Annotated in this window: 12 protein-coding genes and 1 pseudogene; 2 read left to right on the plus strand and 11 right to left on the minus strand. The window is 65.7% G+C overall.

Features of this window, described 5'->3' with window-relative positions; genetic code table 11:
* Positions 1–46 precede the first annotated feature (46 nt).
* Positions 47–607, plus strand: coding sequence for a TetR/AcrR family transcriptional regulator (locus DEM25_RS14485; protein ID WP_158585281.1), 561 nt, complete (start codon positions 47–49; stop codon positions 605–607).
* 77 nt (positions 608–684) lie between these two features.
* Here DEM25_RS14485 and DEM25_RS14490 read toward each other — a convergent pair whose 3' ends face one another.
* Positions 685–1038 (minus strand): hypothetical protein, encoded by a 354-nt coding sequence (locus DEM25_RS14490; RefSeq protein ID WP_109766418.1) that lies wholly within the window; start codon positions 1036–1038, stop codon positions 685–687.
* 284 nt (positions 1039–1322) lie between these two features.
* Here DEM25_RS14490 and DEM25_RS14495 point away from each other — a divergent pair, with 284 nt between their 5' ends.
* Complete coding sequence (locus DEM25_RS14495; RefSeq protein ID WP_109766419.1) at positions 1323–1706, plus strand: Ltp family lipoprotein; 384 nt, start codon at positions 1323–1325, stop codon at positions 1704–1706.
* Between the two features lie 121 nt (positions 1707–1827).
* Here the strand turns inward: DEM25_RS14495 and dddP are convergent, their stop codons facing one another.
* The 10 genes and pseudogenes from dddP to DEM25_RS14545 all read right to left on the minus strand — a co-directional run bounded on the left by dddP (position 1828) and on the right by DEM25_RS14545 (position 14994).
* Positions 1828–3171 carry a dimethylsulfonioproprionate lyase DddP gene (gene dddP / locus DEM25_RS14500; RefSeq protein ID WP_109766494.1) on the minus strand — a complete coding sequence of 448 codons (1344 nt, stop codon included), beginning with the start codon at positions 3169–3171 and terminating at the stop codon, positions 1828–1830.
* Positions 3172–3283: 112 nt separating this feature from the next.
* Entirely contained in the window at positions 3284–4258 is a 975-nt protein-coding gene (murB, locus tag DEM25_RS14505; RefSeq protein ID WP_109766420.1) for a UDP-N-acetylmuramate dehydrogenase, read from the minus strand.
* On the minus strand, positions 4255–5667 hold the full coding sequence (gene murC, locus DEM25_RS14510) for a UDP-N-acetylmuramate--L-alanine ligase (protein ID WP_109766421.1): 1413 nt from the start codon (positions 5665–5667) through the stop codon (positions 4255–4257). The genes murB and murC overlap by 4 nt, the downstream gene beginning before the upstream one ends.
* A gap of 21 nt (positions 5668–5688) precedes the next feature.
* Entirely contained in the window at positions 5689–6804 is a 1116-nt protein-coding gene (murG, locus tag DEM25_RS14515; RefSeq protein ID WP_109766495.1) for an undecaprenyldiphospho-muramoylpentapeptide beta-N-acetylglucosaminyltransferase, read from the minus strand.
* A gap of 6 nt (positions 6805–6810) precedes the next feature.
* Positions 6811–7965: a putative lipid II flippase FtsW gene (ftsW, locus tag DEM25_RS14520; RefSeq protein ID WP_109766422.1), complete on the minus strand. Its 1155-nt coding sequence runs from the start codon at positions 7963–7965 to the stop codon at positions 6811–6813.
* Positions 7965–9317 carry a UDP-N-acetylmuramoyl-L-alanine--D-glutamate ligase gene (gene murD, locus DEM25_RS14525; RefSeq protein WP_109766423.1) on the minus strand — a complete coding sequence of 451 codons (1353 nt, stop codon included), beginning with the start codon at positions 9315–9317 and terminating at the stop codon, positions 7965–7967. The genes ftsW and murD overlap by 1 nt, the downstream gene beginning before the upstream one ends.
* Positions 9318–9361: 44 nt before the next feature.
* Positions 9362–10333 (minus strand): annotated as a pseudogene (mraY, locus tag DEM25_RS14530) (phospho-N-acetylmuramoyl-pentapeptide-transferase); the annotation flags it as partial.
* Positions 10334–10360: 27 nt separating this feature from the next.
* Positions 10361–11794, minus strand: a complete 1434-nt coding sequence (locus DEM25_RS14535; RefSeq protein ID WP_109766425.1) for a UDP-N-acetylmuramoylalanyl-D-glutamyl-2,6-diaminopimelate--D-alanyl-D-alanine ligase — start codon at positions 11792–11794, stop codon at positions 10361–10363.
* Entirely contained in the window at positions 11791–13242 is a 1452-nt protein-coding gene (locus DEM25_RS14540) for a UDP-N-acetylmuramoyl-L-alanyl-D-glutamate--2,6-diaminopimelate ligase (protein WP_109766426.1), read from the minus strand. Before DEM25_RS14540 ends, DEM25_RS14535 begins: the two co-directional genes overlap by 4 nt.
* Before the next feature lie 36 nt (positions 13243–13278).
* Positions 13279–14994 (minus strand): peptidoglycan D,D-transpeptidase FtsI family protein, encoded by a 1716-nt coding sequence (locus DEM25_RS14545; RefSeq protein WP_109766427.1) that lies wholly within the window; start codon positions 14992–14994, stop codon positions 13279–13281.

The raw sequence follows: 14994 nt of genomic DNA on the forward strand, positions 1-14994 counted from the left end.
TACGAAACGCGGCAGGGGCCGCCCAAAAAGTCTGAGCAGGCAAGAGGTGATTGACCTCGCCATGAACGCCTATTGGCGCGAGGGACCGGCAGAGGTTTCCCTTAACTCGATCTGCCAGCGCGCCGGCGTTGCGAAACCGTCGCTCTACCGTGAGTTTGGTGATGAGGATGGACTGACCGCTGCGGTCCTTCAGGCCTACGCGGACGCCGTGCTGAGCCAGGTGCTGAGGATCGTCACGGGCCCGGAAAGCTTCGACCAAAAAGTCGAGGATCTCATCCGTTACGCGAGCGAAGACGCACTCTCGGACAATGGCTGCCTCTATGTGAAGATGCAGGCCGCCACCCACCGCTTCGGGGAAAAAACGCAAGCGCTGATTGCCGCAATAGATGCCGGCGCCGAGGAAGCCTACGCTGCCCTTCTGACGGATGCCCGGCGCACGGGCCATGCACCCGAGTCGATCCCGACTCGGCTGGGGGCCCGCTACATGATGTCGCAAATCACCCTTGCACTCGTCTTGCGGGCGGCAGGCGAAGAGCCGCTGCTCGTCAGGGACCTGTTGACGCTTGCCCTGTCGGTTTTCCCGTCGGACAAACAAGACCGGCACTGACGGGCGCGCCGCCAAGACAATCAACCGAAGGCCAAACTCGAGCCCCCCGGGGACCTGTCATTGGAAAGGTCGACAGGTCACGGCCGCAGCGCGCTGCGGTCGTGCCGTTCCTTGATGCCGGCGATCTCGCGCAGCATCACCGAAAGATCCTCGATCGCGTGCCGTTCCTCCTCGGTCAGTTCGTCTACCGGCTTGAAGTGCCTGAGAAGGACCGTCAGCACATCGCCCATCCGCCCCAGCTGCTTGCCGTAGGAGCCCACCTCGTCAAGCACCGCCTGCTCGACTTCCGGCGCGCTCGACCGGCCGAAATTGACGTTGATCAGACCGACCTGGCTGCCGGTCGCGGTGAACATCGAGTTCCATTGTTCGAACCATTGCGAGACGTCTCCGGACGGAAACTCGATTTTGATGGGACGATAGACTTCGTTCATGGCGCGCTTCCATTGGCTATGCTTGCGATGCTGCATTGCAGCATAAAATGACATGTCGGGGAAGGAGGGGGGTATTGGGCGATGGTTTGGGTAGACCCATCCTGCAACCATCGCGGAGCGCAGAGAGGCCGGCTCTGCGGACAAAGCGGACCATCGACCTGCGAAGTCAAATGACGAGCCGAGACATTCGTCCATTCAAGAAGTCGATCTCCAATCACGCCATAGCCTTCCAAGTCCGATTCTGCCATAATATTACATGATCAGCACTTACCGGGGGATTCGAGATGAAAAAGACGATTTTTCTTACAACTTTGTGCTTGTCGTTCTCTATAGCATCCTACCCTTTTGCTCAAGAATTGACCGCCCCCCAAAAAAATGCTGTCAGATATGCAAATAGCTATCTGAGCTTTAAAGGTTTCTCGAAGGAGGGTCTTATCGAGCAACTATCGTCTCCCTACGGAGACAAGTACCGCGTTGAAGATGCAAGAGCAGCAGTCGAAAGCCTCTCCGTTGATTGGAATGCGCAGGCGGTCAGATCAGCCCAAGATTACCTCGATATGATGGGCTTCTCTTGCGACGGCCTGATTGAACAACTGTCGTCGGAATTCGGAGACAAGTTCACGAGAGATCAAGCTGCCTTTGGCGCGAGGCAAGCGGGGGCTTGCTGAGAAGGGGCCGCAAGCCTCTCTTTCGCTTAGTCCCAAGCGCAGCCGCTTCGCCGGGACGAAGTCTGGTAGGGTCGTCCGCAAAAGGCCCGGACCAGACCTCGACCAGCCCCAGTCCACACCCCTACCCCAACAACCTTTCCTCAAACGGATAGCTGGACAAATTCTCGAACCCCGTTTCGGTGATCAGAACCTGGTCTTCGAGCTTGACGCCGCAGCTGCCGCCCACCTTGCCGGCATAGACATCGACGCACAGCGCCATGCCCGGCTCGAGCGGATAGTCGAACGCGCCCTCGACAAAGTCTTCGGGGTAGTAGATCGACGGAAACTCGTCGCACAGGCCCACACCGTGCATGAAGACGCCATAGCGCTGCGCGCGGTAGGCTTCGGGCAGATGCACGCATTGCGCCGTCAGCTCCGAAAAGGTCACGCCCGGTTTCAGCAGGTCCATATTGGCGAACATGTGGTCGTGGGCGACGCGGTAGGCGTCGCGCTGCTCGGCATTCGGTTCGCCATCGCCGACGAACCAGGTCCGGCTCATGTCGCAGCACATGCCATAGGGGCCGATCAGGTCGGTGTCGAAGGCCAGAAGATCGCCCTCAAGCAGCCGGCGCGGCCCCGCCTCCTGGAACCAGGGATTGGTGCGCGGGCCTGAACTCAAAATCCGCGTTTCGATCCATTCGCCGCCGCGCTTGATGTTCTCGGCGTGCAGGATCGCCCAGAGTTCGGTCTCGGCAATGCCCGGTTCGCACGCCTTTTCCATCTCGGCCATGGCGATCTCGCAGGTGGCGATCGCACAGCGCATGGCGTTGATCTCGTCTTCGGACTTGATCAGCCGCGCATGCTCCATCACCTGCTGGCCCGAGCCGATCGCAAGCCCCCGCGCGGTCAGGGCGCGCGCGCCGTGCAGTTCCATCTTGTCGATGGCCAGCCGCCGCGAGCCATTGCCGTGAGCCCGCATCAGATCGTCGATCTGCGCGGCGAACTCGGCGGCGATCGCGTCCTCCTGGTCGCCGGCGACGAAATAGAACATGCCCGCGCCGACGCGCACCTCGTTGACCAGCGGCAGATGCGCCGACAAATGCTCGCAGCGCTTGTAGTCCCAGACCACCATGTGGCCGTCGGCGCCGACAAAGCAGGCGCGCGCCCAATTGTGCAGGATCCACACATGCATGTTGGAACTGTCGGACGCATAGCGGATGTTGAGCGGATCGAACATCAGGCAGCCGCCATAGCCGCGCCTGTTGATCTCGGCGACGGTGCGGTCGAGCCGCACCTTGCGCATCCGCTCGACGTTCGGCGGCGTGATTCCCAGCGCCTCCCATTCGGCAAAGGCGACATCGGTCGGCCCGATTTCGAGCCGGTCGGGGTCGAGCGGCGTGCCGTCCGGCTTGAACAAGTGCGTCGCGCGCCGCCGCGACGGGTCGATCTTGCGGTTCGACGAGGAAAAGGGCTGTTCGACGTTCATGGGCCACCCGGAAGCACATGCGGGCAGAAGCATCCGCATCGGCCCATCAGGCTGCCGAATTGCGATTTTGTCGATTTCAGAAAGCGGCGTTCAAGGTCGCTTTTCGGGCAGGCTACAAAAGCCGCCCCAGGAACGGCTGCACGGGTTCTTCGCCATCGGCATATTCGCCGATCCGCTTGATCTCCCAGTCGAGCCGGATGCCGGAATGGTCGAGGACGCGCGTGCGCACCGTCTCGCCCAGCATCTCGAGGTCATGGCTGGATGCGCTGCCGGTGTTGATCATGAAGTTGCAGTGCATCGGCGACATCTGCGCGCCGCCGATGGTCAGCCCGCGGCAGCCGGCCTTGTCCACTTCCTTCCAGGCCGAACTGCCCGGCGGGTTCTTGAAGGTCGAGCCGCCGGTCTTTTCCCGGATCGGCTGGACGGTCTCGCGGTGCTCCTGCACCTCGTCCATCATCTTTGTGATGACCGCCTTGTCCTCGGCATAGCCCTGGAAGATCGCCTCGGTGAAGATCAGGTCCGCCGGCGCGGAGGAATGGCGATAGGCATAGCCCATGTCTTCATTTGTCAGCACATGTTGGCGGCCCTGACGGTCCACCGCGTGCACCTCGACGACCCGCTCCTGCGTTTCAACGCCATTGGCGCCCGCATTCATGCGCAACGCGCCGCCAACCGAGCCGGGAATGCCGTGATAATGGTGAAACCCGCCAATGCCCGCATCGCGCGCGGCGGCGGCCAGGCGCTTGTCGGGCACCGCCGCACCGGCACGGATGCGGTTGTCGTCCAGCACGTCGATCCGGCCGAACCCCTTGGCCGACAGGCGAATGACCACCCCCCTGACCCCGCCGTCGCGCACCAGAAGGTTCGAGCCGACGCCGACCACAAGCACCGGGACATCGGCGGGCACCGCGGCCAGAAAGGCGGCCAGATCGTCCGCATCGGCTGGCTGGAACAGGAGTTCGGCCGGCCCGCCGGTGCGGAACCAGGTGATCTCGCTCATCGGCGCGTTGGCCTTCAGCCGGCCGCGCAGATCGGGCATCAGCGGCTCGAGCCGCGCCAGCAGCGCCGCACCGTCGACCGTGCTCATGCGGCCGCCTCGCCGGCCAGTTCGCCGGGCAGCGCATGGGCCCATTGCGTGATGTTGCCGGCGCCCAGATAAAGCACATAGTCGCCGTCCCTTGCCTCCGCGCGGACGATCGGCGCCACATCCTGGGGGCCGGCGATGGTGCGCGCATCGCGATGCCCGCCGGCCTTCATGCGGCTGACAAGCTCGTCGGAATCGACGCCTTCAATGGGCGTCTCGCCGGCCGGATAGACCGGTGCGACCAGCGCTGTGTCGGCCTGGTTGAAACAGGCGGCGAACTCGTCGAACAGGTCGCGAAGGCGCGTGTAGCGATGCGGCTGCATGACGGCGATGACGCGGCCCGTGCCGGCTGCCTGCCGCGCCGCCTCCAGCACCGCCTCGATTTCGACGGGGTGGTGCCCGTAGTCGTCGAAGATCCGCACGCCGTTCCAGTCGCCCGTATGGGTGAAGCGGCGCCTGACGCCGCCAAAAGCCAAAAGCCCCTCCTTGATCGCTGCCGGCGTCAGGCCGAGCTCATGGGCGACCGCAATCGCCGCAGTGGCGTTGGAGACATTGTGCGCGCCCGGCATCGGCAGGCGCAGCCCGTCGAGCGCGATCGTCCTGCCGCTCTTGCGGTCGCGGATCTCGACGTCGAACAGCGAGGTCGCGCCATCCATGCCGCGCGGCGTAAAGCGCACATCGGCCTGCGGATTGCGGCCATAGGTGACGAGCCGCCGGTCGGTGACGCGGGAGACCAGCGCCTGGACCTCGGGATGGTCGATGCAGCAGACGCCGAAACCATAGAACGGGACGTTCTCGACGAACTGCCGGAAGGCCGCGCGCGCCGCATCGAATGTGCCGTAGAAATCCAGATGTTCCGGATCGATGTTGGTGATCACGGCGACATCGGCCGGCAGTTTCAGGAACGTGCCGTCGCTTTCGTCCGCCTCGACGACCATCCAGTCACCCTCGCCCATGCGGGCGTTGGTGCCATAGGCGTTGATGATGCCGCCATTGATGACGGTCGGATCGAGCCCGCCCGCGTCGAGAAGCGTCGCGACCATGGAGGTGGTCGTCGTCTTGCCGTGCGTTCCGCCGATGGCGATCGCGTTGCGGAACCGCATGATCTCGGCCAGCATCTCGGCGCGGCGCACGATCGGCAGCAGCGTTTCGCGGGCGGCGATGAGTTCGGGATTGTCGGGCTTGATGGCGGTGGACACGACCACGACTTCGGCATCGCCCAGATTGGCCGCGTCATGGCCGACAAAGACCTTTATCCCCTTGTCGCGCAGGCGCTGCTGGTTGGCACCATCGGCCTGGTCGGAGCCCTGGACCGAATAGCCCAGATTGTGCAGCACCTCTGCGATGCCGCTCATGCCGATACCGCCAATGCCGACAAAGTGCACCGTTCCGATGTTTTGCGGCATTTTCATCAGCGTTGTTCCTGTCGTGTTTCACCCGTGCCGGGCTCGAAAGTCGGCCGGCGACTGACCTTCCGCAATAGCCTCGGTCAGATCGGCAAGCAAGGCGGCCGCATCGGCGTGCCCCGCCGCTTTCGCCCTGGCCGCCATCTCCGAAAGTCCCGGCGGATCGCCCAGAAGCTCTGCGAAAAGGTCTGCGATGACCTGCGGCGTCAGCTCCGACTGGCGCCGGACCAGCGCGCCGCCGGCATCGGCCAGGGCCTCGGCATTGGCCGCCTGATCGTGATCGAGCGCGTAAGGATAGGGCACGAAGATCGCCGGCCGGCCGATGGCGGCGATCTCGGAGACGGTCGAGGCGCCCGAACGCGCCATCACCAGATGCGCGGCGCCGATCCGCGCCGGCAGATCGGCAAAGAACGGCGACACATCGGCCTTCACGCCGAGCGCCTCATAGGCGGACATGGCGTCGCGCTCATCCTCGGGCCGTGCCTGCTGGGTGATCTCGATGCGAGCGCGCAGCTCTTCGGGCAAAAGGGCAAGCGCGGCGGGAATCGCCTCGGAGAAAAAGCGCGCGCCCTGGCTGCCGCCGAAGACGACGAGCCGGACCGGACCATCCGCGTCCGGTGCATCATAGGGCATTGCGGCCGCCTCGATCACCGGCGGGCGGACCGGATTGCCGGTCACGACGATCTTGTCGGCCATCGGGCCATCGGCCTTCAAAAACCCGCCGGCGATGGCCGTCACCCGGCCGGCCAGCATCCTGTTGGCCCGGCCCATCACCGCGTTCTGCTCGTGGATCATCGTCGGGAATGTCCCGGCAGCCACGAATACGGGCGGCACCGTGGGATAACCGCCAAAGCCGACCACCGCGCCGGGCTTGAGTTCGGCCAGCAGGCGGCGCGACTGCCGCATGCCGGCAAAAAGCGAGAGCCCCGCGCCGATCAGCCTGAGCGGGTTCTTGCCCGAAGGCGTGTCGGAACGGATGACGTGCATCGGGCCCGGGAAACGGCCGGCATATTTCTCGGCGCGGGCGTCGGTCGCAAGATGGACGGACCAGCCGCGCGCGATCAACTCGTGCGCCAGCGCTTCGGCGGGAAACAGATGCCCACCCGTGCCGCCCGCCGACAGAAGGACCGTGCCGCCGACCACCGCCATCTATTCGGCGGCCTGCATCGCGGTATCGCCGGAAAAGCGCACGTGGCCGAACCGGGTCGCCGGCCGGCGCCGTGTCAGCGCGAGCACGAAGCCCGCGGTGATCGCCACCGCCAGCATGGACGACCCGCCATAGGAGACGAACGGCAGCGTCATCCCCTTGGCCGGCAGCAATTGCAGATTGACCATGATGTTGATCATCGATTGCAGGCCGATCAGCGTGACGAGACCGGCAACGGCAAGCCGCCGGAAATGGTCGTCCTCGCGGAAGGAGCGTGTCAGGCCGCGCAGGACAATCAGCGCGAACACGGCCACCAGAACCATGCACAAGAGGATGCCGAATTCCTCGGCCAGAACTGCGAAGACGAAATCGGTGTGGCTGTCGGGCAGGACCCGCTTGATCGTGCCCTCGCCCGGCCCCTGGCCGAACCAGCCGCCGCGCACGATCGCCTCGCGCCCGGTGTCCACCTGGAACGTGTCGCCGGCGCCGGACAGGAACCCGTCGATCCGGCTGGCCACGTGGGGCAGCGTCAGATAGGCGCCGGCGAGGCCCAGTATGCCGATGCTGCCAAGGACGACGATCCACAGCCAGCTCATGCCGGCCATGAAGAACATCGCTCCCCAGGTGGCGGCGACCAGAACGGTCTGACCCAGATCGGGCTGCGCGACCAGCAGCGCCGCGATCGCCGCGAACAGAACGCCGGCAAGCAGGTTTCCGGGTATGTCGGGGCGCCGCAAATGCTCCGAGAACAGCCAGGCACAGATGATCACGAAGGCCGGCTTCATGAATTCCGACGGCTGAATGGATACGCCGGCCAGACGGACCCAGCGGCGCGATCCCTTCACCTCGACGCCAAAGAACAGCGTCGCCACCATGAGCGCCATCGATCCCAGGAGCACGACCAAGGCCACACGGCGCACCTGCCGGTCTTCGAGAAAGGAAATTCCGATCATCACCGCGATCGCCGGTATGATGAACATGGCGTGCCGCTCGACGAAGTGGAACGTGTCCAGACCGATGCGCTGGGCGACATCGGGGCTGGCCGCGAACGACAGGACGATGCCGAAGGCGATCAGCGCGAAAAACGAGAACAGGAACCAGCGGTCCACCGTGCGCCACCATTCCGTGACCGGCCGTCTGTCGCTGCGTCGGTGCATCACTGTCCTCCCTGCGCGGCGCGCGCCGGCGCGGCATCGGTTTCAAGCGCCTCGACCGCCACGGTGAACGCAGCGCCGCGCTTTTCGAAATTGGCGAACTGGTCGAAACTGGCCGCCGCAGGCGCCAGCAGCACGACCGGTTCGGGTGCCTTGCTTTGCGCCGCATCGGCAGCGGCATGACGCACGGCGACATCGATGGTCGCGGCGATCTCGAACGGCACATGGCTGCCGAGCGTGGCGGCGAAAGCGGGCGCCGCCTCGCCGATCAGATAAGCCTTTGCGATCCGGCCAAACAGCGGCGCAAGCGGCGCGATGCCGCCTTCCTTGGCCAGGCCGCCGGCAATCCAGTGGATCGCATCGAAGCTGGCGAGCGACCGCGCCGCCGCGTCGGCATTGGTGGCCTTTGAATCGTTGACGAACAGCACCTTGCCCTTTTGCGCGACGATCTGCATCCGGTGCGCGAGCCCGCCGAAAGAGGCCATCCCGGCCATGATCTCTTCATCATCGAGACCGAGCATGCGGCAGGCGTGCAACGCGGCCAGCGCGTTTTGCAGATTGTGGTCGCCGCGCAGCGCTGGCGCGCCGGACAGATCGACCGCATCGCGATCCGTCGCGACACTGATCCGCGTCACGTCCCGGCCGTCCTTTTCCAGAAGGTTGGCGATCGACGCGCACCAGACATCGTCCGTGCCGATGATCGCCGTGTCGGCGCGCTTGACGAGCTGCTTCTTGACCAGCGCGTAGTTCTCCATCGACCCGTGCCGGTCCAGATGGTCGGGCGACAGGTTCAAAAGGATGCCGATGCCGGGATCGAGACCCGGCGCCAGATCGATCTGGTAGGACGACACCTCGACGATATGGATGCGGGTCGCGGCGGGCGGTTCGAGTTCGAGCACCGGCACGCCGATATTGCCGCCCATCTGCACATCGCGGCCCGCTTCGCGCAATATGTGCGCGATCAGCGCCGTGGTCGTCGATTTGCCGTTGGTGCCGGTGATCGCAACGAACGGGGCGCCGGGCGCGATCCGGTCGCGCTGCCGGCAGAACAGTTCGATGTCGCCGATCACCGGAACCGCATGGGCCCTGGCCTTGTCCACGGTCCAGTGCGGTTCGGGGTGGGTCAGCGGCACGCCCGGCGCCAGCACCAGCGCGTCGAACGCCGCCCAGTCGGCCGATGCGAGGTCGCCTGTTTCAATGCCCGCATCCGCCGCCTTGGCGACCGTGTCGGGATTGTCGTCCCATGCGGTGACTCGCGCCCCGCCCGCCACGAGCGCGCGCGCGGTCGCCATGCCCGAGCCGCCGAGCCCGAACAGCGCGCAGTGCATGCCCTCAAATGCGGTCACCGGGATCATCGGCCTACCTGAGCTTCAGCGTCGACAGGCCGACCAGCGCCANGAATGGGCGCCATCAGGAAGACGCGGCGCCCCGTCATCTTGAAATAGGCGACCTGGATGATCACCGACATGGCTTCCAGGACGAACAGCCCGCCAATGATGATCATGACGATCTCGTGCTTGGTGGCGACCGCGACCGCGCCGATCAGCCCGCCCAGCGCCAGCGAGCCGGTGTCGCCCATGAAGATCGCCGCCGGCGGCGCGTTGAACCACAAAAAGCCGAGCCCGGCGCCGATCACCGCGCCCAGAACCACCGCAAGTTCGCCGGTGCCGGGCACGAAATGGATCTGCAGATAGTCGGCGAAGATCGCATTGCCCGACAGGTAGGCGATGACGCCGAACGATGAGGCCGCGATCATGATCGGAACGATCGCCAGCCCGTCCAGCCCGTCGGTCAGGTTCACCGCATTGCCCGCCGATACCATCACGAAGGCGGCGAACGGGATGAAGAAGATGCCCAGATTGATCAGGAAATCCTTGAAGAAGGGAAAGGCCAGCGACGAGGAAAACGGCGTCGCGCCCGCCCGCATGATCACATAGGCCGCAAGCCCCGCGATCACGAACTCGATCGCCAGCCGGGCGCGGCCGGAAAAGCCCTTGTCGGTCTGCTTGGTGACCTTCAGATAATCGTCGTAAAAGCCGATCGCGCCAAAACCGAGCGTCACCGCGACGACCACCCAGACGTATGGATTGGTCAGATTGCCCCACAGGAGCGTCGCGCCGATGATGCCGAACAGCATCATCAGCCCGCCCATCGTCGGCGTTCCGGCCTTCTTGAAATGGGTCTGCGGCCCGTCGGCGCGGATCGGCTGTCCCTTGCCCTGGCGCAGGCGCAGCGCATCGATGATGCGCGGTCCGGCCAGGAAGACGATGAAGGCCGAGGTCAGAAGCGCCCCGCCCGTCCGGAACGTGATGTAGCGGAACAGATTGAAGAACTGGACCTGATCGGAAAATTGCGTCAGCCAGTGAAGCATATGGTCGGTTCCCTCAGGTCGGGCCGCTCAGGCGCGCGGCTTGGCGTTCTCGAACATCGACACCAGCCGCGAAAAGCCGATCCCGTTGGATGATTTGATCATGACGACATCGCCGGCCGATACGTCGCTCCGCAGCGCTGCGGCAAGCGCGTCGACATCGTCGAAATGGTCGGTGACCGGCCCGTCCTGGCCGATTGCGGCGGCCAGCGCGCGCATTTCCTCGCCCGCCAGGTAGAGCCGGTCGATCCCGGCCTTGCCGACCGGTTCGGCAAGCCCTTCATGCAGACGCGCCGAATGGCTGCCCAGCTCCAGCATGTCGCCCAGAACGGCGATCCGCCGCCCGCCCGACTTGGGTTCCAGCGCGGCCAGAAGTTCGAGCGCGGCGGCAACCGACGCCGGATTGGCGTTGTAGCTCTCGTCGATCAGCGTGAACGGCCCGTCGCCCGCCTCGAACGCATACTGCCGGCCGCGGCCGTCCGGCGCCTGCAAGTCCGCCAGCGCATGGGCAACCGTGGTCATGTCCGCGCCCATCAGATGGCAGGCGGCGAGGACGCCCATCATGTTCTGCACCACGTGGCGTCCCGGAAGGCCGACCTTGAAGGCGACTTCCTCGCCGAAGACCCTGGCCGTTACGGTCGAACAGTCGGCGTGATATTTGGCGTTGACCAGCCGCGCATCGGCCTTCTTGTCGGCGCCATAGCCGATGATCTTGTTGACGCCGGCCTGCCCGGCAAGGTCGGCAAGCAGCTTGAACCGCTTGTCGTCGCGGTTGATCAGCGCCGTGCCGCCGCGCACCACGCCGGCAAAGATTTCCGCCTTGGCGTGCGCGATGCCGTCCAGATTCTTGAAATTGCCCAGATGGGCGGCGGCGATCAGCGTGATCATGCCGATATGCGGCCGCACCAGCTTGACCAGCGGCGTGATCTCGCCGGCATGGTTCATGCCGATCTCGAAGACGCCATAATCGGTGTCGGCTGGCATCCGGGCCAGTGTCAGCGGCACGCCCCAATGATTGTTGTAGGAGGCGACAGAGGCATGCACCTTGCCGCAGCGGCCGAGCACATGGCGCAGCGCATCCTTGGTGGTCGTCTTTCCGGCCGATCCCGTCACTGCGATGATCTGCGCCTTGGTGCGCGCGCGCGCCGCCCGGCCAAGCTGGCGCAAGCCTTCCAGAACGTCCGGCACGACCAGCAGCGGCACCGTCAGCCCGCCGAGCGCGGCCAGCTTGCCCTCCTGCACCACAAGGCACGATGCGCCGGCCGCCACCGCCTTGGATGCAAAGGCATGGCCGTCATGCACATCGCCCTGAATGGCAAAGAACGCGTCGCCCGGCTGGAGCGTGCGCGTGTCGATGGAGATGCCGGTGACGGCATCGGCAACACCGCCGACCGGCCGGCCGTCCATCGCGTCCAGCATGTCCTGGCCGGTCCACAGCGGGGTTGGTTCTATCTCCGCGCTCATGCGGCCACCTCGGACAGGGCCGCCCGCGCCTCTTCATGGTCGGAGAAGTGCCGTGTGACGCCGCCCGTGGTCTGGCCGGTCTCGTGGCCCTTGCCGGCGATCACCAGCGTGTCGCCGGTCGAAAGCGCCGCCACCGCCGTGCGGATCGCCGCGCGCCGGTCGCCGATCTCGGTGGCGCCGGGCACGGCTGCCATGATCGCCGCGCGGATCGCCGCCGGATCTTCAGAGCGCGGATTGTCGTCGGTGACATAGACGAGATCGGCCAGCCGGGAGGCGATCTCACCCATGATCGGCCGTTTGCCGGGATCGCGGTCGCCGCCGCAGCCGAAAACGACGGCGACCTTGCCGGTCGTAAAGGGCCGCACGGCCTCAAGCACCTGTTCGAGCGCTTCGGGCTTGTGCGCATAGTCGACATAGACCACCGCGCCGTTCCTTGCGGTGCCGATCAGGTCGAGCCGGCCCGGCGCGCCCTCGATGTGCTCGAGCGCGCCGAAAGCGGTCTTCGGCGCGACGCCGGCGGCGATCGCCAGCCCCGCCGAGACCAGCGCGTTGGCGACCTGGAAGTCGCCGGCGAGCGGCAGCACGATGCGGTGGGTTTCGCCGTCATGGGTCAGTTCGACCACCTGCTTGTGCTGTTCGTGTTCGACACGCTTGAGCGTGATGAACGCGCCCTTGCGGCCGACCGTGAGAACGTCGCAGCCGGCGGCCTGCGCGGCGTCGATGGCACGCGCCGACCAGGCATCGTCGGCGAAGATGACGGCCGGTTTGCCGGCGCCGAGCAGCGTGTCGAACAGGCGCATCTTGGAGGCGAAATAGCTCTCCATGTCCGGATGGTAGTCGAGATGGTCGCGGCCCAGATTGGTGAAACCGGCTGCCGCGAGTTCGACGCCGTCGAGGCGCCGCTGGTCGAGCCCGTGGCTGGATGCTTCCATCGCGCCGTGGGTGATGCCCGCTACCGACAGGTCGGCGAGAATGCGGTGCAGCTTGACCGGGTCGGGGGTCGTCAGCGCGCCCTCGATGGAAACGCCCGGCGCGATCACGCCGGTCGTGCCGATCGCGGCGGCCTTCAGGCCCGCTTGTGCGAAGATCTGCCGCGTGAAGGCGGCGACCGAGGTCTTGCCGGCGGTGCCCGTCACCGCGACCATGGTTTCGGGCTGCGGGCCGTACAGCTTCGCCGCGATCAGCGCCAGCGCGCGGCGCGGGTCTTCGGCGCGGATGACGGGCACGTCTACGGACACTTCGGCGTCCGGGCTGCACAGGACGGCGACCGCGCCCTTGACGGCGGCATCGGCGGCAAAGGCGGCGCCATCGGTCGTCGACCCGGGCAGCGCCACGAACAGGTCGCCTGCCGCCACGAGCCGCGAATCCGCCGTCACGCCGGAAAACCCGCCTTCGGGCAGGGCATCCGGTGCAAGGCCGGCGACGGCGGTCAAATCGGAGAATCTCATATGCCGTTCCGTCAGAATCGGGCTCCTTGTTAGCGCCTAATACGACACAAGCAAGGCGTCACGGTCCGCCTCGTAACGCGGCGTCAGCCCCAGAAGCGGCACCGCGCGGCGGATCACCCGGCCGACCGTGGGCGCCGCGTTGAGGCCGGCCGTCGCGCTCGGCTGGCCCTCCTCGGGCTTGGGTTCATCGATGATCACCAGCACCACATATTGCGGGTCGTCCATCGGAACGGCGCCGAGAAACGCGTTGAACCGGTGATCGCTCGAATAGCGGCCATTGATCACCTTTTCGGCGGTGCCGGTCTTGCCGCCGACGAAGAAGCCGTCCACCTCGGCGCGCCGGCCAGACCCGTTTTCGACATTGAGCCGGAACAGATAGCGCATCATCGCGCTGGTCTCGGGCTTGATCACCTGGGCGGCGACGGCGTTGGCCTGCGCCTGGGACCTTGGCAGGAAGCTCGGCGGGATCAGCTTGCCGCCATTGACGAGCGCGGCGGCGGCGACGGCGGTCTGCAGCGGCGTCGTCGACACGCCATGGCCGAAAGAGATGGTGATCGAGTTGAGCTGCTTCCATTCGGACGGCTCGGTCGGCCGCGCCACCTCGGGCAATTGCGTGTCCATCCGGTCCAGAAGGCCGAGCCGGGCAAGGAACTCCCGGTGCCCCTCAATGCCCACCACCTCGGCCATCTTCGCCGTGGCGATGTTGGACGAGTAGATGAAGGTTTCCGGCACCGACAGGATGCGCCGCTTGGCGTGGAAATCATCGATCGTGAAGCGGCCGTATCGGATCGGATTGCGCGCGTCGAACCGGCTTTGAAGATTGACCCGGCCGCTGTCGAGCGCCATCGCGGTGGTGAACGCCTTGAAGGTCGAGCCCATCTCGAACGTGCCCGCCGACATGCGGTTGAGCCGGTCCTTGTCGTGCGCGTTGAACGGATTGTTGGGATCGTAATCGGGCAGCGAGACCATGGCGACGACTTCGCCCGTCTTTGCATTGAGGATCACCCCGCCCGCCGCGATCGCCTGGTAGCGCTGCATCGCCTGCACCAGTTCGTCGCGCAGGACATGCTGGACGCCCGTGTCGATGGAAAGCCGCACCGGTTCCAGGGCGTCGGACTGGTCGAGACCCAGATCCTGCAGCGTGCCCAGCCCCTGATCGTCGACATATTTCTCGATGCCCGCCGTGCCGGCATTGTCGACATTGACCAGACCGACAATGTGCGAGGCGGTTGCCCCGCCGGGGTAAAAGCGCCGCGTCTCGTTGCGGAAGCCGATGCCCGGAATGCCGAGCGCCATCACGTCGGCCTGCTGTTTGGGCGTGATCTCGCGCCGCAGCCAGACGAAGCCCGCGCCCGAGGACAGTTTGCGGTGCCAGTCCTGATAGTCGACATCCGGCAGGACGCTGGCAAGCGCCTCGACGGCCTCGTCGGGATCGATGACGCGGCGCGGTTCGCCGTAAAGCGCGGGCACGCGAATATCGGTCGCCATCAGCTTGCCGCGCCTGTCGATCAGGTCGGGCCGCGCGGCGAGGATACGGTCGTTGACGCCATAGTTTCGGGCGTGGTCCAGATCGGTCAGCCCATACTGGACGAGCCGGCCTCCGATCACCGCATAGACGGCGACGAAACAGACGATCGCGATGCCGAGCCGGCCGCGCCCCATGCGCAAAAGCGCATCGCTGCGCCGCAGCGGCGGCCGTGCCGGGCCACCGCCGAAACCGCCGAACCGCAAACGGGGAAGCGTCAGCGCCAT

This window comes from Oceaniradius stylonematis, from assembly GCF_003149475.2.
Lineage (GTDB): Bacteria > Pseudomonadota > Alphaproteobacteria > Rhizobiales > Rhizobiaceae > Roseitalea > Roseitalea stylonematis.